1 protein-coding gene is annotated in these 1,101 nt (G+C 67.6%); it reads right to left on the bottom strand.

What is annotated here, in order from left to right; translation table 11 throughout:
* A partial coding sequence (locus MKK52_RS18105; RefSeq protein WP_243956156.1) for a molybdopterin-dependent oxidoreductase occupies nt 1-1,101 on the bottom strand: 1,101 nt, incomplete at both ends.

Below are 1,101 nucleotides of genomic sequence, written 5' to 3'. Positions count from 1 at the left end.
CAGGTAGAGGTGGCCCCAGGAGAGGATCATGTCCTCCATCTCGGCGCCCATCGTGGCCGGCAGCAGGATGTCGGCGTAGGAGGCCGTGTCCGAGATGAAGTGCTCGGCCGAGACCATGAACAGGTCCTCGCGCATCAGCCCCTCAACGATCTTGTCGGTCTCGGGCGCCTGCGTCACCGGGTTCGAGTTCCAGCACATCATCGACATGATCGGCGGATCGAGCTTCATCTCGCCGGTCAGGGCGCGGCCGATCTGAAGGTTCGAGACGACGCGGGTGCCCTCCGGGATCAGGTCCGGGCGGCAGATGACGTCGAACTTGTAGGGGTGCTCCCACACGCCGAACTGCGTGATGCCGCCGCCGACATGGCGCCACGCGCCGGTCAGCGCCGGGATGCAGGCGACCGCGCGGATGGTCTGGCCGCCGCCGTAGTGCCGCTCCAGGGCCACGCCGATGCGGATGCCGACCGGCTGTTCGGTCGCCATCTCGCGGGCGAGCTTGCGGATGTCGTCGGCGGAGACGCCGGTGATCTCGGCGGCCCATTCCGGCGTGCGCTCGGCGGCGCGCTCCTTCAGCTCCTCGTAGCCGACCGTGTAGTTGTCGACGTAATCCTGATCGACGAGGCCCTGCGCGATGATCGAGTTGATCAGCGCCATGGCGAGCGCGCCGTCCGTGCCGGGCTTCGGGGCGATGTGCCAGTCGGCGGCCTTGGCGGTGCGCGAGGCGTAGGCGTCGATGACGACGACCTTGGCGCCCTTCTTCTGGGCATCCTTCACGATGGCCCAATGGTGCAGGTTCGTGCTGACCGAGTTGCAGGCCCAGATCACGATGTACTTCGAGTGGATGTAGCTGTCCGGATCGAGCCCGGCGGTCGGGCCGACCGTGAGCAGCCACGCGGTGCAGGAGCCCTCGCCGCAGAAGGTGCGCTCGGTGACGGTAGCGCCCATGCGGTTGAAGAAGGCGTCGCCGCCGTTCAGCCCGTGCACGAGGCCCTGGTTGCCGAGGTAGCTGTAAGGCGCGATGGCCTGCGGCCCGTGGCTATCGATGATCGCCTTCCAGCGGGTGACGATGGTGTCGAGCGCTTCGTCCCAGGTGATGCGCTC

This window comes from Methylobacterium sp. J-067 (genome assembly GCF_022829465.1).
Lineage (GTDB): Bacteria > Pseudomonadota > Alphaproteobacteria > Rhizobiales > Beijerinckiaceae > Methylobacterium > Methylobacterium litchii.
The sequence above is the reverse complement of the archived record's forward strand: the minus strand, read 5'-3'. Positions and strand labels throughout refer to the sequence as shown.